The organism is Spirillospora sp. NPDC052242 (assembly GCF_040679555.1).
Taxonomy (GTDB): Bacteria; Actinomycetota; Actinomycetes; order Streptosporangiales; family Streptosporangiaceae; genus Spirillospora.
Map to the genome: position 1 here is coordinate 99,019 of NZ_JBFAUZ010000004.1, position 20,774 is coordinate 119,792.

The 20,774-nt window shown below is 72.9% G+C and carries 12 protein-coding genes; 2 read left to right on the forward strand and 10 right to left on the reverse strand.

What is annotated here, in order from left to right:
• The first annotated feature begins 206 nt into the window (after window positions 1-206).
• Both AB0L25_RS04885 and AB0L25_RS04890 read left to right on the forward strand, forming a co-directional pair.
• A complete protein-coding gene (locus AB0L25_RS04885; protein ID WP_500168698.1) occupies window positions 207-1,661 on the forward strand; it encodes a hypothetical protein in 1,455 nt (484 codons plus the stop codon).
• 246 nt (window positions 1,662-1,907) lie between these two features.
• Window positions 1,908-2,684, forward strand: coding sequence for a hypothetical protein (locus tag AB0L25_RS04890; RefSeq protein ID WP_500168700.1), 777 nt, complete (start codon window positions 1,908-1,910; stop codon window positions 2,682-2,684).
• A gap of 16 nt (window positions 2,685-2,700) precedes the next feature.
• On the opposite strand, the gene AB0L25_RS04895 is transcribed toward AB0L25_RS04890, so the two are convergent.
• From AB0L25_RS04895 to AB0L25_RS04940, 10 genes are all read right to left on the reverse strand, one after another.
• Window positions 2,701-5,751 (reverse strand): ATP-binding protein, encoded by a 3,051-nt coding sequence (locus tag AB0L25_RS04895; protein ID WP_500168702.1) that lies wholly within the window; start codon window positions 5,749-5,751, stop codon window positions 2,701-2,703.
• 36 nt (window positions 5,752-5,787) lie between these two features.
• Window positions 5,788-7,812 (reverse strand): hypothetical protein, encoded by a 2,025-nt coding sequence (locus AB0L25_RS04900; protein ID WP_500168704.1) that lies wholly within the window; start codon window positions 7,810-7,812, stop codon window positions 5,788-5,790.
• A gap of 257 nt (window positions 7,813-8,069) precedes the next feature.
• Complete coding sequence (locus AB0L25_RS04905; protein ID WP_500168706.1) at window positions 8,070-8,228, reverse strand: hypothetical protein; 159 nt, start codon at window positions 8,226-8,228, stop codon at window positions 8,070-8,072.
• Window positions 8,229-8,320: 92 nt separating this feature from the next.
• A complete protein-coding gene (locus AB0L25_RS04910; protein WP_500168708.1) occupies window positions 8,321-10,240 on the reverse strand; it encodes a hypothetical protein in 1,920 nt (639 codons plus the stop codon).
• A 174-nt stretch (window positions 10,241-10,414) separates the two neighbouring features.
• Entirely contained in the window at window positions 10,415-12,346 is a 1,932-nt protein-coding gene (locus AB0L25_RS04915) for a hypothetical protein (protein WP_500168710.1), read from the reverse strand.
• 169 nt (window positions 12,347-12,515) lie between these two features.
• Entirely contained in the window at window positions 12,516-14,396 is a 1,881-nt protein-coding gene (locus AB0L25_RS04920) for a hypothetical protein (RefSeq protein ID WP_500168712.1), read from the reverse strand.
• A gap of 216 nt (window positions 14,397-14,612) precedes the next feature.
• The gene (locus tag AB0L25_RS04925) at window positions 14,613-14,756 is read right to left on the reverse strand and encodes a hypothetical protein (protein WP_500168713.1); all 144 of its coding nucleotides are present in this window, start codon (window positions 14,754-14,756) and stop codon (window positions 14,613-14,615) included.
• 153 nt (window positions 14,757-14,909) lie between these two features.
• Window positions 14,910-17,231: a class I SAM-dependent methyltransferase gene (locus AB0L25_RS04930; RefSeq protein ID WP_500168715.1), complete on the reverse strand. Its 2,322-nt coding sequence runs from the start codon at window positions 17,229-17,231 to the stop codon at window positions 14,910-14,912.
• Entirely contained in the window at window positions 17,218-19,881 is a 2,664-nt protein-coding gene (locus tag AB0L25_RS04935) for a hypothetical protein (protein ID WP_500168717.1), read from the reverse strand. The genes AB0L25_RS04930 and AB0L25_RS04935 overlap by 14 nt, the downstream gene beginning before the upstream one ends.
• Window positions 19,882-20,011: 130 nt before the next feature.
• Window positions 20,012-20,773, reverse strand: coding sequence for an ABC transporter ATP-binding protein (locus tag AB0L25_RS04940; RefSeq protein ID WP_500168719.1), 762 nt, complete (start codon window positions 20,771-20,773; stop codon window positions 20,012-20,014).
• Between the last annotated feature and the right edge of the window lies 1 nt (window position 20,774).

Below are 20,774 nucleotides of genomic sequence, written 5' to 3' on the forward strand. Positions count from 1 at the left end.
ACGCCCCGATGGGACCTCACCCACTACTTTTGTCGGGAGCCCTGCGCTTTGCGGGGGAAGCGGCACCCGCCCGGCCCGGCGGGCCGGGATCGCAGACGTGGGCGAAGCGGCGATAAGGCGAGGTCTGAGCGATGCAGTGTCCGACGTGCGGCTCCAACACGCCCGGGACGCTCGGCAGGTGTTCGAACTGTGGCGGGCCGGTCGACGTGTACGCCCCCGGTGCCCCGCCGCTCGCGGCGCCGGTCGCCGACGCCCCCGCGGACGTCCTCGGCGAGAGCACGATGATGGTGCCGCCGCCGAACCCGTCCTGGGCGCAGTCCGCCCCGACGCCCCCCGGGCCGCCCGCACCGCCGAACCCGATGCCGTCCGCGCCGCCGATGCCGTCCGGGCCGCCGATGCCGTCCGGGCCGCCGATGCCGTCGAGCGCGATGCCGTCCGGGCCGTTGGCGCCCGGGGCGCCCGGGGCGGGGTTTCCGGGGGTGCCGGGCACCGGCATCGACCTCGCTGGCGCGAACGCCACGATCCGGGACATTCCGAGCACCGGCGACCGGCGCGTGGACACGTCCGGCACCCCGAAGGTCCCGGGCGGGGACGGGCCCGCGGAGGCCACCGGGGAGTCGACGGCGCCCTGGGCGTTCGACCCCGACGACGACGATGAGGACGAGGTCGAGATCCCGGAGCTCGGCGGGCCCGCGCGGCCCGCGCTCCCGGCGGCGGCCGCGGTGCCGCCGTCGAACCCGTTCGGTCTCGCGGACGCGCCGCGGCCCACCGAGTCGATCGTCCCGGACTCGTGGTTCGCGCAGCCGCGCAAGCCGCAGGAGGCGGAGCCCGCGACGCAGGTGTGGACGCCGCAGCCCGCGCCGGGCGCGGGCGCGCTCGACCGCACGATGATGGACCCGGGTGCCGGCGCGCCCGCCCCCATGGGCGGTCCGCACGGCCCGATGGGCCCCGGCGGGCCGCCGCCGCACGGGCCGGGGGCGCCGATGGGGTACGGCGGCGCCCCCGCCGGGTACGGCGCGCCGGAGCGCGGCGGCTCGGCGCCGAACAAGGTGCTCATCGCGGTGGTGTCGGCGCTGGTGACGGTCGCGGTGGCGGCGGTGGCGCTGGTGGTGTGGCCGTCGGGCGACGACGGGAAGTCCGCGGAGAACACCGCGCAGCCCGGCACCACGCCGTCGAGCACGCCGGTCGCGCAGAAGGACCCGGTGTCCGCCGCGACGAAGCAGCAGGCGGCGGTCATGAACGAGGTGCTGGACGCCAGCACCAACACCCGTTCGGTGCTGGGCGCGGCGCTCACCCGCGCCGGGAAGTGCAAGACGCTGCCGCAGGCGATCCAGGGGTTCGAGACGGTCGCGCAGCGGCGGCAGAACCAGCTGAAGCGCACCCGGGAGATGCAGCTCGACCAGGTCCCGAACGGCGAGCGGCTCCGGACGTCCCTGTCGCAGGCCCTGCAGGCGTCGCTGGACGTCGACCAGAAGTACCTGCACTGGGCGCGGCAGAACCGGCCGGGCTGCCGCGGGAAGCCGAAGACCAGCGCGGCGCAGGTGCCGGGGACGGCCGAGGACAACCGGCGCGCGACGACCGCGAAGCAGCAGTTCGTCCAGCTGTGGAACCCCGTCGCGCAGAAGACGGGCCTCCCGGAGCGCGACTGGCGGCGCGTGTAGCCGTCCGGTAACGGAAGACGGGCAACGGCGCGCTGGACAGGACGATCCGGCGCGCCGCGCAGTATCTTGTCACCGTCGGGGGACCTCCTGCGATAAGGGGCTTCTATGCGGTGCCCGGCTTGTGGAAGCGACACGTCGGCGACCTCGCCTCAGTGCCTCTGGTGCAACGCGCCGCTGGCGGGCGCGGGCGCCGGGGACGCGACGGTCCGCGACCGGGGCCCGGGGGCCGATCCGCCGACGATTCCGGTGCCCGATCCGCCGGACCCGGTGCGGGTGCCGTGGCCGACGCCGCCGCAGGACCACACGACCCCGATGCCGCCGGGCGCGCCGGGCGAGACGTCGATCCCGCTGTCGCCGGAGCCGTGGGCGGAGCCCGCGATCTGGCAGCCCCCGGCGCCGCCGAAGCGGAGCCGCAGGCCGCTCGTGCTGGTCGCGGCGGGCGCGGTGGCGCTGGCGCTCATCGCGTTCGGGATCGTGTTCTGGCCGAGCGGGTCCGACCCCGCGTCCGGGAACGGGCTGTCGTCCGGGACGAGCACGACGGGCGAGGGGACGACCGGCGAAGGGACGACCGGTGACACGCCCACGCCCGGGGCGGAGGAGCCGGAGCCGGAGCCGCAGTCGGACGCCGCGTTCCGTGAGCAGGCCGAGGCGGTGGACGGCGTCCTCGCGGACATGGGGAGCACCCGGGCCGACCTCGGTTCGGTCGTCGTCGACGAGGACTGCAGCGTCTCGGGGATCGAGCGGGTGCTGGAGAGCCGGCGCTCGCAGCTCGAGCGGGCCCGCGCGCTGGACGTCGGCGCGCTCGACAGCGGGGCCGAGCTGAAGGACGCGCTGGTGCGCGCGCTCGAGGCGTCGGTGGAGTCGAACGAGCGGTACGCGGCGATCGCGCCCGGCTGCCCGTCGCCCTCCGAGGTGTCGGACGTGAACCAGCGTGCGACGGACGCGAAGAACGAGTTCGTCGGCTACTGGGCGCCGATCGCGCGGGAGGCGGGCCTGCCCGCCCGGTCGGGCGACGACATCTGACCCGGGGGCCGGGCGGTCAGCCGTCCGTCCGGTCGTCCTCGGGGGCGGTGAAGGGGAGCGCGGCGGACGGGTCGCCGAACGGCAGGACGAACCGGTCGGGCCAGCTCAGCACCGGTTCGAGCCACTCGGACACGTCCATCGTGCCCGCGACGTGCTCGATCTGCTCGTCCTCCTCGAAGCCGATCGTGACGTCGCCGAGGTCGCGGTAGAAGGCCGCGTGGTCGTCGTCCCCGTAGAGCGCGGTGAGCGCCAGGGGGCGGTTGCGTTCGAGCTCCATCGACAACGGGTGGCGGCGAAGCGCGCGCAGCCGGTGCCCCAGTTTCGCGTCCGGCTGCTGCTTGAGCCCGGGGAGCTGGTAGTCGAGGGGCGGGGCGGGCGCGTGCTTGTCGGGCGTGCCCGCCCCGTACGGGAACAGCCGCTCGAGTTCGTGCAGCCACCGCACCTGCGGGATCACCCAGTTCGGGCCCGGCACGCGCCCCGGCGCGTCCTGGCCGTCCAGGAGGCGGCGGGCGGTTCCGGCGACCGCGCCGGTCAGCTCGGCGGGCGGGAACGCGGTGCGCAGCGCCCACGAGCGGCGGGTGACGGCGCGTTCGAGGACGGTCGCGAGCGCGCAGTCGCGGAGCCGCGGCGCCAGCCGGGCCCACGCGCGGCGCAGGTCGGGCGGGACGGCCGGGACGCGGCGCCCGGCGACGTGCGCGAGCACGAGCACGTCCCCCCACAGCCGCAGCCACGCCCAGTCGGGGTGCCCGGCGACGAGGTCGGCCTCGCGCAGCTCGTAGAGGGTGCACGCGCGGCCCGAGCGGCACTCGCAGCCGCACGCGGCCGAGCGGCGCCCGTCCACCGGCGGGGGCGGTCCGGCGAGTTCGGCCTCGCGGCCCTCGCCGAGCGGGACGCGGACGCGCAGCGGCCGGTCCATCCCGTCGGCGAACACGGCAGCGACGCCCGGCCGCAGCGACACGACCTCCCGGGACTGGTCGGCGTCGAGGTTCATCGCGGCGCCGACCTGATGCCGGTCGTCGTGCGCGGGCAGCCGGTGCACGACCTTCAGCGCCGTGTTCTTGATGACGTCCGGGACGAGCTTGGTCGGGATCTGCTCGGCGACGATGATGCCCTCGCCGTACGCGCGGATCTCCGCGAGCATCCCGGCGAACAGCTCGACGGCGTGCGACGACCCGCGTTCGGGGCCGCGGTTGCGCAGCAGCCGGTGCGCCTCCTCGATGACGATGACGTGCCGCAGCGCGGAGCGGCGGTCGGGGCCGCGGCGCCGCTCCCGCATCCGCAGGTGCTCCACGATGCGGATGATGAGGGTGCCCATGAGGAACGCCTTGTCCTCGTCGTTCGCGACGTCCTCGATGGCGAGCACGATGTTGTCGCGGAGCATCCCGCCGATGTCGGCCGGGTGCCCGCCCTCGAAGAACCGCCCGGCCGAGCCGATCCGGAGGGATCGCAGCCGGACGTCCACGAACCCCTGGACGTCCGCCATCAGCTCGCGCCCGTACCCGACGTCCTGGATGACCTGCAGCGCGGCGGTCTGCAGCTGCTCCAGGGTCGGGACGGCCGGTTCGATCAGCGAGCCGGGGACGCCCGCGCCCGTCACGACGTCCCACCCGTTCGCCTCGTACACCCGCTGGAGCGCCTGCGCCATGATCTGCGGGAACGGCTCCTCGGCGTCGAACGCGGCCTGGAACAGCGCCCGCACCATGTCGATGTGCGCCTGGACGGGGTAGCCGGGTTCGGGCGCGAGCGGGTTCACCGATAGCGGCACCGACCCGGGGTCGGACGGGTTGACGACGGTGACGGGCCCGCCGAGGTCGGCGATCCGCCCGGCCATCGCCGCGTACTCCGACTTCGCCGGTTCGATCGCGAGCCACGGGACGCCCGCGCGGGTGAGCTGTTCGAGGAGGTGCCGCACGGTCTGCGACTTGCCCGCGCCGGTCGCGCCGGTGACGAACACGTGCCGGTTGACGGTCGAGCGCGGGACCGTGAACCGGCCGACCTCCCGGTCCTGGCCGTCGAGGATGGCGCCGAGCTCGATCGTCCCCGGGCCGTCCGGTCCGGTCTCGGCGGCCGTCTCGGACGTGACGTCGAAGTACCCGGCGTCCAGCACCCGCAGGCCGGGGACCTCCCGGTTCGGCAGCCCGGCGAGCGCGGCGAGCGCCCCGGCGGTCGCGACGAACGGGAACCGCTGGTCCGGCTCCGCCCCCGCCCGGACGGGCGCGGGCGCGGCGCCCGGCCGCAGCATCTCGGCGAACGTCCCGCTGCCGTGCCCCGACCGCAGCCGGTACGGGTGGTGGCCGAGGTCCATCGACCCCACGAGCACCGGTGCGATCTGCCCCAGTTCGTCCTGGTCGCCGGCGCCCGCGAGGACCCGCACCCGCCAGAGCCCCGCCTCCCGGAACGCGTCCAGCTCCGCGAGCCGCCGGTCCGTCCGGCCGACGGCGAGCCGCGCGTGCTCGTCCTCGCCGCGCCGCAGCATCCGCAGCTCGTGGTGCAGCTCGCGCATCTCCGCGTCGATCAGCCGCTCGTCGCACGGCTCGGCCACCACGAACCAGCCGAACGGCCGCTCCATCAGCGTGACCAGCGTCGACTCGAACAGCCCCGCGCCCGGACGGTCCGCGGCCGGCGGCGCGGGGGCCGCCTGCGGCGCGAGCCGTCCGGGACAGCGCGTCCACGCCATCCGCTCCGCGCGGCGCAGCCAGCCGTCCCCGATCCGGACGCCGCGCGCGCCGCTCGGGAACAGCGGGCCCGTGCCGCCGGGCGTCCCGATCGGGCCCGCGTTCGTGATCAGCTCCAGCGGCGCGCCGCCGCCCGGCGACAGCCACCCGACGACGAACGGCCGCTCCGCCCGCGCCGCCGACAGCGCCGCGGGCAGCACGCTCACGAAGTCCCGCTCGGCGGACGCCGCCCCCTCGGGCGCCGGGATCGCCTCGATCCGGTACCAGGGGCCGGGCAGGTCGAACGGCTCCGTGCGGGACGCGGCGCGCTCGCCCGCGTCCGCCGCGAACGCGCCGCCCGTCCCGGGCGGGGCCTGCGGATACGGGCGGGACGGCGGGCGGTAGGGCGGCATCGGACCTTGCGGCGGCATCACGGCGGCATCCGGGGGTCAGGGGGCGGCCGGCGGATCGGCGGCGTGCTTGCCGTTCGGCCGGAGGATCGGGACGAGCCGGTTCGACCGGCGCGGCAGCGCGTGCCGGGGCCGCGACACGGACGGCGCGTCCGCCGCGGCGGGCGCCGGCAGCGGCCCCTCCGGCTCGGCCGGCTCGGCGCGCGCCAGGCTCTCCTGCTCGCGCAGGTACTCCTCGAACTCCATCGAATGCGCGGTCGGCAGCGTGATGATCCCCGGGTTCGCGTCGACCAGCATGATGCGGCGCCCGGTCGCGCCCGCGTGCGTGAACACCATCGCGGTCGGCGGCAGCTCCTGCAGCTGCGGCGGCCCCACCAGCAGCTCCCGGAACCGCTGCTTCGCGTCCTCCCGCACCGCCGCGACCGTCCGGCCCCACGCCGTCGCCGAACTGATCCCCTCGACGAGCACCGAGTCGTCCGCCGCCGGGGCGGGCAGCGGCGACCACACCGGGTCCGTCAGCCCGTCCCCGGACGGACGCGCGTAGGCCACCGTGCTCGCGTACGTCTCGCCCGCGACGTCGAACAGCGTCTCCCCCGCCGACTCGGTGATCTCCGCGACGATCAGCGGCTTGTCGGCCCCGATGTGCTCCGCCGCGACCCGCGCGTCCTCCGGATTGCCCAGCCGCATGAACCCGACCGCCGCGTGCCCCCGCCGTCCCAGCCGCTCCCGCACGTGCCGCGGGATCGACCGGTACATCAGCACCAGGCCCGTCCCGGTCGCCTCGCACGCGTCGATGAGCCGGTCGAGCACGTCCCCCCGGAGCTTCTCCGCGCCGCACAGGAACAGCGTGTGGTCCCACCGCCCGCCCGGCGGCGACTCCCGCACCCGGTGCGTCAGCGCGGTCGTCACGTACGTCCCGAGGACCCGGTTCGTCAGGACGCCCGCGCGCCGGTCCATCGACACCACGTGCAGCCGCGACGGCGGCAGCGCCACCGGCTCCGCCGCGAGCCGCTCCAGCTTCCGCAGCTGCGCCTCCAGCGCCCACGCCCGCCGGACGACGATCCGGTCCGTCGCGTCCCGGCCGAACAGCGTCGCGATCCGTTCGAGCTGCTCCTCGGTCAGCAGCCCCTTCCGCAGGTCGTCCCGCGGATCCCCGACCTGCGCCAGCACCCGCAGCGCCGCCGTGATGCACGGGATCGTCGTGTCCGCGCCCAGCACCTCGATGAGCCGCTCCAGGATCGAGTTGTCGAACGACAGGTCCCGCGTCCCGTCCTGCTCCTCCCCGGCGCCGACCACCAGCGACAGGACGTCCGCCAGCGCCTCCGGGCTCAGCCCCCGCGTCACGTCCAGCCGCGGCAGGTCGTTCGGCAGCACCCACACCAGCGGGTCGTCGCCGCGATCCGCGGCCAGCCGCAGCAGGTCGTGCGCGACCGCGCCCTCCGACAGGTCGATCACCGTGAGCCGCGCGCCCACCGCGAGCCGCGCCGCGCCCATCGTCGTCACGGCCGCCGACCACCCGGCGAGCGTCCCGCCCACCACGTCGACCCGGTCGACCCCCGGCGGCACCGCCACCGGGTACCACTCGCGCTGGCCCTCGTACTCCGCGCGGCGCCGCTCCCACTCCCGCAGCGCCTCCGCGTGCGCCTCACGCGCCGCCGCGGACCGCTTCTCGCGGGCCTCGCGCTCGCGTTCGTCCAGGTCCCGCCACCGCGCGAGCCGGTCCCGCACCGCCCGCTCGTCCCGCCACAGCGCCCCGCCCGTGATCCCCAGCACCACCGCGCACGCCACGAGCCCCACGCCCGCGAACAACCACGGCAGCATCCCGGCGATCCCGCACACGAGGAACAGCCCCACGCCGACGAGCGTCCCGGTCACGGCGATGCGGAGCGGCCGGGCGGCCATGTGCTCGCCCGGCTGCCGGACCGGCGGCCGCGCCGCCGGCCGCTCCGGCTCGGCGGGGGCCTCGGGAGGCGGGCCCGGATCGGGATGCACCTGCGCGTAGCGCCAGCCCACGTAGACGCGGTCTGCCTGCGTGAGCCGCGCCGCCGCGGACCCGCTCGCCATGTCCGTCACGTCGAGTAGACCCCTGGAGTCGCGGTACGGGGGGAACGCTGAAGAGGTCGGTCCTTCCTGCCTTTCTACACATGCACAGGGTAAAGAGCCTGGCGAGATCGCGTGTCCCGTTCGCCGTAACCCGCCCGCGATCCTCCGTGACATCACCCCAAACCGGTCACCGCACCCACCTGCAGGAAAGATCGGACACCCACCCCCACGCCCGTGGCCACATCCGGCCAACCCCGGCCTTCACCGGCACGCCGGTTTCACGGGAGGGGGATCTGCTCGACACCAGGGTCGGACGATGGAAAGTCCGACGGGAACACAGGACAGGCGAGCCGCGCCTCCAGTGCGCCCCAGTCGATCGACGACGGCACCTGCACGGACTCGCCGATGATCTGAGTCACCCGCTCCAGCGAAGCCATGGACGAATCACCTTGCGCTTTCTGCACGACAACCGGGCTCCGGCCGGGGCCGGGCGGAGGGGTGGGTCTCCGCCCGGCCCGGCCGGGGTGTGTCACTGGACGTCGACGAGTTTGCTGCCGGAGTTGATGCTCAGGTGGCCCTCGTCGCCGAAGAACCAGGCCGTCCAGTAGCCGTCCTGCTCGGCGGTGAACGTCTCCTGGAACCGTCCGTCGGCGCCCGTGCGGGTGACCACCATCTCCTGCCACTCCTGCGCGCCCGCGGGCAGGAAGTAGACGTGGACGGGCAGGTCCGGAGCGGGCTCGGCGGCGCCGCCGCCCGCGGACCGGCCGAGCAGGCCCTGCACGGTGATCGTCTCACCGGCCGGCACGGTCGCCGGCGAGGCGGTGAACTCGGTGAACGACGTCGTGTACTGGCCGGGGACGTCCACGAAGCCGATCGGCGCGTTCGACCTGCTGTAGTCGTCGTTGCCCCAGAACGCGGCCGTCCAGTAGCCGTCCTCGTACGACGTGAACTCCGCCTCGAACGAGCCGTCCGTGCCGCTGGTCTCGGTCGTGCCCTGGAATTCCCAGGTCGTCGCCCCGTCGCGCATGAAGTAGACGTGGATCGGGAGCGACTCGCCGAGCTGGGTGCCGTCGCCGCGGAGCAGCGTGCCCTTGACGGTCACCTTCGCGCCGGAGCCCGAGGTCGCGGCGAAGTTCTCCAGGAGCGTCCCGTAGCGGACGTTGACCTGGCGGATCTCGCTCGACACCGTCGCGCCCGCGCTCTGGTACCAGACGCGCCAGTAGCCGTCCTGCGTCGTCGCGGTGCTCTCGATGTCGAACTCGCCGGTCGCCGTCGTCTGGCCGCTCTGCACGTCCTGCCAGGTCTCCCCCGTGGCCGAGAACTGCAGCGCCACCGTCGCGCCCGCGATCGGGGCGCCCGCGTCGGTGAGCTTGCCGGTCGCCCGGATCGGCTGCTGGTAGTCGACGGGCGACGGCGTGACGGCGAAGTCGGAGAACTGCGGGCCGTCCTCGAAGGCCACCTCTCCCGGGGAGGCGAAACCCGCCCAGACGAGGTCGGTCTGCGCGCTCTGCACCGTCACGGGACCGGCCTTCCGCGCGGCGAACGTCAGCCGGAACGTCCCGTCCTCGGCCGTGAGCGCGGCGGCCACCTCCTCCTTCTCGGCGGACGTGACGTGCGCGGCGACCCACACCTTGGCGACCGGGGCGAGGCCCGCGGCGCCGTTGCGCCGCAGGCGGCCCTCCACGGTGACCTCGTCGCCGACCCCGACGGGCTGCGGGGTGACGATCTCCGCCGACAGGTCCACCGTCTGCCGGGTGATCTGGGGGGACGGGGCGAACCGGCTCACCGAGCACCACTGGTCGCCGGCCTGCCAACCCGGGTTCGCCTGGAGCGAGAGCGGGCTCGCGTACGGGTGGGTGAACGAGAACGAGCCGTCCGCGCCCGTCACCACCGGCGACGTGCTGTTCCACACGGACACGCCCGCGGCGGGCTCGGGCGCCGTGTCCCGGGTCTTCTGCGCGAGGACGCGGCCCGCGACCGTCATGGGGGTGTCGGCGTCGACCGTCCCGGGCGAGCTGGTGAGCCCCGTGACGGTCAGCGGGTAGCAGTTGTCGACGTACTGGTGCCCGGCGGCCAGCGTGGCGCCGTCCGCCGACGTGATCTCGACCGCGAACCGGGTGCTGCCCGGACGGGTCGCGATGTCGAGCGCGTACTCGGCCCGCCAGGTCCCGTCGTTCGCCGTCCCGCCGGTGCGGGTCAGCGGCAGGGTCGCGATGGACGTCCACGCGTCGCCGTCCGACGGCTGCTCGACGCTCATTTCGACGCCGGTGACGCCGCTCGCGGACTTGGCCGTGACGGTGACCGCGGCGACGCGGTCGGCGGACAGGCGGTCGAACGCCACGGACACGTTCACGTCCGTGACGTCGGCTCGGGCGGTGGCGGGGACCAGGAACGTCGTCACCGCGACGATCAGGGCCGTCAGGACGGCCAGTGGTCGTGTTCGGCGCAAGGGGGGTGCCTCTCCACGAAATTTGTGCTGTCGCGGTGAAGACGCCCAGTCGACGATCTTGGTTGCCCGCTCAAATGATCACATTCGGCGTAATTTGTCCGTTTGGCCAGCAGTGGACAGCCGGCCGGGCCCGTACGGCTCCTGCGCGCCCTCCGGAACCCGGCCGGTACCGCCCTACCGCACGTCCACGTGCTTGCTTCCGGAGTTGACGCTCAAGTGTCCCTCGTCGCCGAAGAACCACGCCGTCCAGTAGCCGTCCTGCTCGGCCGTGAACCCCTTGCCGAACCGCCCGTCGGCGTTCGTCCGGACGACCCCCATCTGCTTCCACTCCTGGGCTCCGTCGGGCAGGAAGTAGACGTGGACCGGCTTCTCCGGGGCCCCCTCGGCCGCGCCGCCGCCCACGGACCGGGTGAGCAGCCCCTTCACGGTGATCGCCTTACCGGCGTCCACAGGCGTCGGGGACGCGCCGAACTCGGCGAACGCCGTCGTGTACTGCCCCGGGACGTCCACATGCGCGATGGGCGCGTTCGACCGGCCGAAGGACTCGTCGCCCCAGAACGCCGCCGTCCAGTAGCCGTCCTCGTAGGCCGGGAACCGCTTCTCGAACGACCCGTCGGCGGCGTCGCTCTCGGCCGTCCCCTGGAACTCCCAGGTCGACCCGCCCTCGGCCATGAAGTAGACGTTGACGGGCAGTTTCGCGCCCAGCGGCGAGCCGTCCTGGCGGAGCAGTCTGCCCTTGACGTCCACCGTCCCACCGGGCCCGGCCGCCACCTCGTAGTCGTCCACGAGCGTCGCGTACCGAATCTTGACGTGCTCGGCCGCACTCGTCGCGATCGGCTTACCGAGGGTGTCCACGTGCAGGACGCGCCAGAACCCGTCCGTCGTCGCCGTGCTCTGGAGGTCGAACCGCCCGGCCGACGTCGTCTTTCCCTCCTGCACCAGCTCCCAGTTGTCGCCGTCGGGCGAGAACAGCAGCCACATCCTCGCATCGGCGACCGGAGTCCCGTCGTCCGCGAGCAGCCCCGTCGCCCGGATCGGCTGCCCGTGGTCGACGGGCGCCGGAGCGATACCGACCTCGGAGAGGACGGGGGCGCCCTCCATCGCGATCTCTCCGGGGAAGGCGACGTCGCCCCAGACGATGTCGCTCGTACCGCTCCACACGGTCACGACGCCGGGCTCCCGGGCCGTGAACGTCAGCCGGTACGTCCCGTCCTCGGCCGTGTAGGCGTTTTTGATCAGCTGCGTCCTGTACGAGGCGACTCGGACGTCGACCCAATGGCCGGCGACGGGCACGAGACCGTCGGCGCCGTGCCGCAGCACCCGGCCCTCCACGGTCACCTGGTCGCCGGCCTTGATGGGCTGCGGCGTGACGATCTCCGCCGACACCTCCACCGACTGCTTGGTGATCTCGGGAGAGGGGGCGATCCCGCCGGACGCGCACCACCGGTCGTACAGATCCAGCCCCACGTGCGCCTCGAGCGAGAGGAAGTAGTCGTACAGGTGGGTGAAGGAGAAGGAGCCGTCCGCCGCGGTCGTGTCCTTGACCGTGGCCTTGTAGTTCCATACGGGGACGCCCGCCGCGGGTGCGGGCGCCGCGTCCCGGGTCTTCTGCACGAGGACGCGTCCGGCGATCATCAGCGGCGTGTCGGCGTCGATCGCGCGGGGCGAGCCGGTGACGTCGACGACGGAGGTCCTGTAGCAGTTGTCGATGGACCGCCCGTCGGGAGATCGCGTGACCCCGTCGGACGTCGTGAACTCCGCGAGGAACCGGGTCGTCCCCGGGTGGGCCTCGATGTCGGTCTGGTACCGGGCCTGCCAGGTCCCGTCGTTCGCCGTCCCGCCGACGAGGACGAGGGGCACCGTCGCGATGGACGTCCACGCCCCTTCCTCGTCCGTCCGGTGCTCAACGATCGCCTGCGCGTCGGTGACGCCGCTCTCGGACCGCGCCTTGACGGTGACCGTGGCGACGCGGTCGGCGGAGAGCGGATCGAAGGCCACGGACAGGTTCGTCAGGGTGACGTCGGCTCGGGCGGTCGCGGGGACGAGGAACGTCGTCACCGCGACGATCAGGGCCGTCAGGACGGCCAGTGGTCGTGTTCGGCGCAAGGGAGTGCCTCTCCACGAGGTTGATGTCATCGCGGTGAGGACGCCCGGTTAACGATCTTGGTTGGCCGCCCGAGATGACCACATTGAGCACATGCGCCCGTTTGGCCGGTGCCGGTCAGCCGGCCGGGCTCCGCGGTCGTATCGGCCCCACGGAACCCGGCCGACGCCGTCACCGAACGTCGACGTGCTTGCTTCCGGAGTTGACGCTCAGGTGGCCCTCGTCACCGAAGAACCACGCCGTCCAGTAGCCGTCCTGCTCGGCCGTGAACGCCTTCTCGAACCGTCCGTCGGTCCCCGTCTGGACGACCGCCATGTGCTTCCACTCCTGCGCACCGGTGGGCAGGAAGTAGACGTAGACCGGCTTGCCCGGCGCCGCCTCGGCCGCGCCGCCATCGATCGTCCGCGTGAGCAGCCCCTTCACCGTGACCGGCTCACCGGCCGCCACGGGCGACGGGGACGCACCGAACTCGGCGAACTTCGTCGTGTACTGCCCCGGGACGTCCGCGTGCTTGATGGGCGCGTTCGACCTGGTGTATTCGTCGTTGCCCCAGAACGCGGCCGTCCAGTAGCCGTCCTGGTACGAGGTGAACTGCTTCGAGAACGTCCCGTTCGTGGCGCTGGACGTGGTCGTCCCCTGCAGCTCCCAGGTCGACTCGCCCTCGGCCATGAAGTAGATGTGGACGGGCAGTTCCCGGCCCAGCCCCGACCCGTCCTGGCGGAGCAGCGTGCCCTTGACGGTCACCGTCGCGGCAGGGCCCACCTCCACCTTGTAGTCGTCCAGCAGCGTCCCGAACCGGACCTTGACCTGCTGGACGGCGCTCGAGGCCGTCGCCGTGCCGTCGGCGCTCTGGTACCAGACGCGCCAGTAGCCGTCCTGGGTCGTCTCGGTGCTCTGCAGGTCGAACTGCCCCGCCGCGGTCGTCTTGCCGTTCTGCATCTTCTGCCAGTTCTCACCGTCGGGCGAGAACAGCAGCCACACCGTCGCGTCCGCGAGCGGGTTGCCGGCGTCCGCGAGCTTCCCGGTCGCCCGGATCGGCTTCTCGTAGTCGACGGGCGACGGACCGAGTTCCACCTCGGAGAACTGCGGTTCACCCACCACCGTGATCTGGCCCGGGGAGGCCGTGCCGCTCCAGACGATGTCCCGCTCGTCGCTCTGCACCGTCAGGGGACCGGACTTCTCGGCCGTGAACGTCAGCCGGTACGTCCCGTCCGGCTTGGTGTAGGTGTCGCCCACGCCTTCCTTCTCGGAAGAGGTGACGTACGCGGCGATCCACACGTTGGCCACGGGGACGAGGCCGTCGGCGCCGTTGCGCTGCAGGCGTCCCTCCACGGTGACCTCGTCACCGGCCTTGACGGGCTGCGGCGTGACGATCTCCGCCGACAGCTCCACGGTCTGGCGCGTGATCTCGGGGGACGGCGCGAAGTCACCGGCCTCGCACCACTGGTCGTACCACTCCCAGGATGCCTGCGCCTGAAGCGAAGTGAAGCTCGTGTACAGGTGGGTGAAGGAGAAGGAGCCGTCCGCCCCGGTCCGAACCGGGGATGAGGTGTTCCAGACGGGGACGTCCGCAGCGGGTTCCGGCGCCGCGTCCCGGGTCTTCTGCACGAGGACGCGGCCCGCGACCGTCAGCGGGGTGTCGGCGTCGATCGCCGCAGGCGAGCTGGTGAGATCGACCATCGACAACCGGTAGCAGTTGTCGATGTAGTGCCCGTTGGGATCCCGCGTGATTCCGTCCGCCGTCGTGAGCTCCGCGAGGAATCCGGTCGCCCCTGGGTGGGCCTCGATGTCGGTCTGGTAGTCGCCCTGCCAGGTTCCGTCGGTCGCCGTGCCGTCAGTGAGGGTGAGGGGCACGGTCGCGATGGGCGTCCACGCCCCTCCCTCCTCCGTCTGACGCACGACGATCGCCTTCGCCTCGGTGATCTCGGTCTCGTACTCGGCCTTGACGCTGACCGTGGCGACGCGGTCGGCGGAGAGCGGATCGAAGGCCACGGAAACGTCCACGTTTGTGACGTCGGCGCGGGCGGTCGCGGGGACGAGGAACGTCGTCACCGCGACGATCAGGGCCGTGAGAACGGCCAGTGGTCGTGTTCGGCGCAAGGGGGGTGCCTCTCCGCAGAGTTGTGTTGTCGCGGTGAGGACGCCCGGTTAACGATCTTGGTTGGCCGCCCAGATGATCACGTTGGGAGGATCGGTCCGTTTGGCCGTGAGTGGCCAGCCGGCCGGGCTCCGCAGGTCATGCTCGCTCACGGAACCCGGCCGACACCGTTACTGCACGTCGACGTGCTTGCTTCCGGAGTTGACGCTCAGGTGGCCCTCGTCGCCGAAGAACCACGCCGTCCAGTGACCGTCCTGCTCGGCCGTGAACGCCTCCTCGAACCGTCCGGCGGTGTTCGTCGTGACCACGGCCATCTGCTTCCACTCCTGCGCACCAGGACGGCCAGGGTTCGTGTTCGGCGCAAGGGGGGTTGCCTCCACGGATTGGGGTTTTCCGTGGAGACGCCCACTTGACGATCTTGGTTGACCGTCCGGATGGTCACGCTTTGGGTACGGTGACCTGCGTGGTCAGCGCTTCACCGGGAGGAAGTTCTCCAGTTCCATCGACGGGTGCGGGTACTTCCACTGGACGCCCTCGAACGGGATGTACATCCCCTCCGACATCCCCGCGAGGAAGTAGTTCCCGTTCCACTGGTTCGGGTTCGTCACCGACGAGCCCTCCTCGTAGCGGGCGCCCACCGGCTCGTACTTCACGTCCACGCCGAACATCGCGTAGACGGCGGCGTCCACGAAGTTGAAGTGCTCGATGAGGCCGCGCAGGTGCGTGTCCTGGATCGCGAGGCTGTGCACCCGGTCCCGGACGAAGTACAGCGAGCTGATGTCCTTCACGACCTGGTTGAAGTCGTGCGCCCCGTCATGGTGGACGATCGCGCGCGCGGTCGTCTCGGGGAGCAGCACCTTCTGGACGTACGTCGGCAGGTCGCCGTAGAACATGCGGACCCGCGACGTCGCGCCGGGGAACGTGCGGCGGATGCGCTCGTAGGCGAACTGCAGGTAGACCGGGTTGACGTCGACGAGGTCGAGTTCGAAGCCCATCGGCTCGACGCAGCCCGCGAACACGGTGGACGAGCCGCCCATGAAGACGCCGACCTCGACGATCCGGGTCGCGTGCGCGTGGTCGCGCTCGATGCGGGTGAACACGTCGAAGTAGTGGTTCGCGCTGCACTGGTCCTCGTACGCGAGGTTCACGCCCGCGACGCGGTCGGCGATGCGGTCGAACACCGTGTTGTACCCGGCGAACGCCTTGAGGTCGGCGTGGTGGCCGCTCAGGATCGGGATGCCGAGGACCTCGTGCGGGTTCTCGAGGTCGGCGATCGAGGCGTCCGGTTCGAGGAAGGTCCCCCAGGTGTCGTGGTGCACGGCGACCGTCGAGACGTAGTCGGACACTTCGGCGCTCCTCGGCTTCTCTTCCTTCTGCGCGGCGGGCTCGTCCCGTCGCGGGGCGGCCGCCGCGGCGGCGGCCGGGCGGCCGGTTCCGCCGCCCAGGCGGTCGATCTCCTGCTGCTGGGCCGCGATGGTCTCGGCCATGCGGGTCGCCTCTTCGGTCCGCGCCTCCGCCTCGTACTGCAGCTGCAGGACGCGGGTGTAGAGCGCGATCCGGTTGTTCTCCATGGCGGCGAGCAGGTCGGACGACGTGTAGGGCCGCAGCGCCGCGAAGATCTCCGCCGCGCCGGGCGAGCCGGACCGGGCGAGCACGCCGAGCCCGAACACGGCCGGGACGATCTCGAAGCGCCAGTCGCCGCCGCCCTCGACGAGCGCGTCCTCGACCGCGGTGAGGACGCCGTTGCGCTCGCCGCCCGCGTGCGCGGCGACCGTGTAGTCGCCCATGCCGACGAAGCCCACGGGGGTGACCTCGTCGTGCCAGACGGTCGGGCCGCCGTCGGTGGCGGGGTGCGCGTCCTCGGCCGCGAGGGGGGACGGCTGGTAGTACATGTCGCGGCGCCCGCTCGGCCACAGGACGTCGTGGAGGGCCACGACGGCGTCGGGGGCGTTCTTCATGATCCAGGCGAGTTCCTCGCGGACCACCGCGTAGTTGTGGTCGCCGTCGAGGACGTACAGGTCGGCGACGGGCAGTTCGCCGAGGACGTCCGGGGAGCGGCCCTCGACGAGGTGCAGGCGCGGGTCGGCGGCGAGGACGGCCCGCAGTTCGTCGGTCGGGTTCGGCTCGACGCAATGGACGGTCGCGCCCAGGTCCGCGTACACCGCGCTGGTGCGGCCGGACTCGACGCCGACCTCGACGACCGTGCCGATCTCGCGGCACCGGGCGATCGCCTCGAAGAGGCTCCGGAAGATCGACATGGAGTGGAGCAGGAGCGGCTGCTCGCGGGCGAGGCGCGCCTGCCGGTGCGGCTCCTCGCGGGTGCCGGCGAACCCGGTCGCGACGATGCCGACCGCCTCGATGCCGGGCGCCTCGATGCCGGGCGTCTCGTCCGACGCGGCCGCCTTCTTGCGGGCGGTCTTCCTGGACGCCGTCCGCTTCGGCTTCGCGGCACCGAGCACGACCGGCTCGGTGTCCGGCTCGTCCAGGGGCTCGTCCGCCGGCCGCACGAGTTCCACGGTTTCGGCGGCCTCCGCCTCGACCGCGGGCTCGACGGGTTCCGGCGACACCTCCGGCTCCGCCGCTTCTACCGGCGGCTCCACGGGCGCCTCGGGCTCCATGGAGAACTCGGCCGGTTCCACGGCCTCCGCGGGGGCCTCCGGTTCGACGGCTTCCACCGGCTCCGCCGGTTCTGCCGGTTCCGGGGCCGCGCTCAGGACGTCCTCCGGGAACGCCTCCGGGGCGCCGGTCTCGTTCGTGCCGGGTCCGGCACCGGGGTCACTTCGCGTCACCGAGCTTCCTCCTGGCCACTCGCCCGGCGCCGGCGGCGACGCCCTTCACGCCGAGAGTCCGGTACTCCTCGCGGAGCCTGTCGGTGAGCCGCGCCGCCCGGGCGGCTCTGGTCGCGTGCTTGTCGAGCGGCATGCGGGGGGCCATGCCGGTCATCGACTGCGGCAGCATCGCGAACGCGACGGTGATCTGCGCGGACGACACCACGGGTGCGCCCGCGCGGCGGGCGATCGGCAGCCACACGGCCGCGTACGGGGTGTCGAACTCCATCAGGTTGCCGCCGAGGTAGCGGCAGTCGGCGTAGTGCAGGCCGACGAAGTCCTCGGGGCTGTCCCAGCGCAGCACCTGCTCGCGGCGCCGTCCCCCGGCGATGACCTTGGCCTCGATCCAGTCGACGCGGACGATCGCGGGGCGGCCCGGGATCGCGATGGAGATGTCGACGGTGTCGTGGTGCTCGAACGCGAGGCGGGCGAAGGACAGGCCGTTGTGGTTGATGCGGACGCGGCGGCGGATCTCCTCGTGCCAGCGGTCGTCGGAGGTGCGGTAGCGCAGCCGGGTCTCGTACTTCTCCCCCGCCGGGTCGAACGCCTCGGCGTCGAGGGCGCCGTCGGCGATGGCGCGGGCCATGGCGCCGAGTCCGGTGTCGGACGCGGCGATCAGCGCGGGCCAGAACGAGTCCCGCATGTGCAGGTCGTCGAGGTCGCCGGGGGCGAGGTAGGGGACGGCGGGCTTGAGGTCGGCGGGCAGCAGGGTGGTGACCTGCGAGGAGCCGAAGTTGTCCTCGTGGACCCAGTTGCCGAACACGGCGGCCTCGTCCGGGGTCGGGGACTCCAGCGCCGACACCAGGATGCGGGAGAGCCGGTCGCGGGCCGCCTGCGGGTGCGCGAGGCTCGGCCAGTCGCCGTCCGCGCCGGCGACCTGCCGGTTCCACATGCGCTGGAAGGCGAGGACGCCCTCCTGGACGGTGCGGCGTTCGGCGTTCTGCGACGGGGAGTCGGCGGTCTCGCCGAGCACCGGGGTCGCGTCCTCGGTGAAGCCGATGAGGGAGCCGCAGAGCGCGTTGACGCACTGCTCGACGATCTCGGGGCTGCGCGTGACGGTCGCCGACACCTTCGCGGGGTGCCCGGCCTGCGCGAGGTAGCCCTCGGCGCGCAGGCCCTCGACGTAGAGGCGTTCGGCGCGGGTGTTGGTGGCGAGGTAGAGGCCGGACGGGACGACGTCGAGGCCCGCGATCCGCAGCGCCTTCGCGAGCTGCCGCTGGATGGTGCCGCCCCAGCCGAGGTCGACGAGGGTGAGCTCGGGCTCGTCGAGGGCGCCGGTCGCGCGCAGCGCGCGGATCATGCGCTCGCGGGCGGCGGTGACGGTCACCGCGAGCCGGTTGCACAGGTGGGGGGTCTCGGTGAGGGCGCGGGCGACGCGGTCGGCGATGTCGCCGTTGTCGATGACGGTGTTCAGCTCGGTCGCGAGGCCCGGGACGTCCCCGGCCTGCAGTTCGAGGACGGAGAGGGCCTGCCGGACGGTCAGCTGGTAGCCGCTGCGGATGAAGTGGTGGACGGCGTCGGTGTCGAACGGGTCGAGGCCCGCGAGGGAGGTGACGAACCGGGACAGCCAGACGGGGCGGGCCTCGACGTCCCAGCCGCGCGCGGCGGCGGCCTCGTTGATGAGCCGGGACAGCAGCTCGCCCTCGCGCATGGAGCAGTAGAGCCGGCGGGTGCCGGTCTCGTGCGCGCGCGCCGCGCACCATTCGGCGAACCCGGTCAGCACGGGGCCGAGGACGGCGGCGCCGTACCGCCACGCGACGTCCAGGGCGGAGGTGCTGTGCGGGCCGCCGGAGGCGATGGCCTTGGCGCGCAGGCTGGTGAGGCCGAAGTCGCCGTCCCGCTCGTCGAGGTCGGGGGCGTGGTCGCCGAACGGTTCGACGGGCTCGCGCTCGCGTTCGAGGACGCTCTCGAACGCGTCGTCCAGCCGCCGGTAGTGGACGGTGCGGATGCCGAGCTCGGCGGGGACCTCGTCGTCGGCGACCTCGTGGTCGCCGATGTGCACGATCTGCTCGGGGCTCGCGCCGAGGTCGCGCAGCACGATGTCCCACAGCCCGGACGCCTTGGCGGAGCCGTGCTGGTTCGACCGGAAGATCCGCACGTTCTCCATCGACCCGAGTTCGGGACGGTCGAGGAGGTGGTGCAGGTGGTCCTCGGTGAAGTACGTGTCGGACACCAGGATGACCGTGATGTCCTGCTTGCGGGCGGCCTTGACGAGCGCGGCGATGTCGAGGTCGACGACCGTCAGCTCGCGTTCGAGGTCCAGCTCGGCGCGGACGAGCCGTTCGATCGGCGCGCCGCCGAACGGGCCCTCGGGCATGGCCCGCCAGATGTCGAACAGCGACACCTCGGTGCCGAGGGAGTCGCGGCCGCGGCGGGCCTGCTCCTCGGCGAGGATCCGCATCCGCCGCAGGGTCGCGTCGGTCACCCAGGGCGGGCACAGCCCGGCCTCACGGAGCCGGGCGCCGAGCAGCGCGAACACGTCCGCCGGGCGCGGAACGCGGCGCCACAGCACGGTGTCGAAGATGTCCAGGGACAGGACGGTGCACGCGCGGTCGGCGATGATCCGGTGGACGTTGTCGAGCAGCGGACTACCGATTTCCTGTCTGGTCAACACCGCACCTCTTCTCTGGACTCGGGCAGGTCGCCGCGGGCGCCCGCCGCGGACCGGGGTCACCTTATCTGAGCAGTTACCGGTATCTGTCTGCTACTTCCCCTGGTCACCATTGGATTCCGTTTCCGGGTCAGGACGGCGCCACCGCCCGGGCCGCGCGCTTGGCGGCGCGGGCCTCCCGGACGAGGCGCCCCGCCTGCTCGGTCGGCCCGTCGAACAGGACGCGCCCGTGCTCCATGGTGACGCCGCGGTCGCACAGGCCGGTGAGCATCTTGATGTCGTGCGCGACGATCACCATCGTGCGTCCCTCGCCGCGCAGCTCGCGGATGCGCTCGATGCACTTCTGCCGGAACGGCGGGTCGCCGACGGCCAGGACCTCGTCGATGAGGAACACGTCGGGTTCGGTGTGCGCGGCGATCGAGAACGCGAGCCGCATGAACATGCCGGACGAGTAGAACTTCACCTGGTCGTCCAGGAAGCGTTCGACCCCGGAGAACTCGACGATCCGGTCGAACTTGCGCCGGATCTCGCCCCGCGACATGCCGAGGATGGCGCCGTTGAGGTAGACGTTCTCGCGGCCGGTCAGCTCGGGGTGCAGGCCGGCGCCGACGTCGATGAGCCCGGCGATGCGGCCGCGGACGAGGACCGAGCCGGTGTCGGGGCTCAGCACCCCGGAGATCATCTTCAGCAGGGTGCTCTTCCCGGACCCGTTGAGCCCCATCAGCGCGACCGTCTCGCCCTGCGCGAACGTGAGGCTGACGTCGTCCAGCGCCTTGAAGCGGTCCGCGAGCGGCTGCCGGCGCAGCGCCCGGACGCTCATCTCCTTGATCGACCGGGCGTGCCGCAGCGTGAAGTGCTTGGTCACGGAGTCGACGACGATGGAAGCGGGCACT

What these genes read in the sequence shown, in the direction of transcription:
- AB0L25_RS04895 (WP_500168702.1), bottom strand. Translation starts at nt 5,751, where the DNA reads ATGCCGCCCTACCGCCCGCCGTCCCGCCCGTATCCGCAGGCCCCGCCC.
- AB0L25_RS04925 (WP_500168713.1), bottom strand. Translation starts at nt 14,756, where the DNA reads ATGGCCGTGGTCACGACGAACACCGCCGGACGGTTCGAGGAGGCGTTC.
- AB0L25_RS04905 (WP_500168706.1), bottom strand. Translation starts at nt 8,228, where the DNA reads ATGGCTTCGCTGGAGCGGGTGACTCAGATCATCGGCGAGTCCGTGCAG.
- AB0L25_RS04900 (WP_500168704.1), bottom strand. Translation starts at nt 7,812, where the DNA reads ATGGCGAGCGGGTCCGCGGCGGCGCGGCTCACGCAGGCAGACCGCGTC.